Origin of the sequence: Vallitalea maricola, from assembly GCF_036985595.1 — a bacterium.
Lineage (GTDB): Bacteria > Bacillota > Clostridia > Lachnospirales > Vallitaleaceae > Vallitalea > Vallitalea maricola.
Genome location: NZ_BTPU01000414.1, coordinates 1 through 208, shown reverse-complemented (window position 1 = coordinate 208; position 208 = coordinate 1). Strand labels below are relative to the sequence as shown.

Below are 208 nucleotides of genomic sequence, written 5' to 3'. Positions count from 1 at the left end.
CCAAGACCAGTGGCATCCATGTTACTAATCCCTAATGTCATAGTCTCTCCAGCATTAGCTCCTGTTTGAAATGCTACTGAACCCGTTCCACCGATAACTACATCTGTACCATTTAATGATGCAGCAACAAAAGCACTACCTGTTGATATAGAAATGTCAAATTCTTCAATTTTTACAGTTTGTGCACCTGCACCCATAGTACCTCCAG

At 41.3% G+C, this 208-nt stretch carries 1 pseudogene; it reads right to left on the bottom strand.

The annotated features are described in order from the left end of the window. Window positions 1-197: pseudogene (locus AACQ14_RS24490) on the bottom strand (hypothetical protein); the annotation flags it as partial. Window positions 198-208 lie beyond the last annotated feature (11 nt).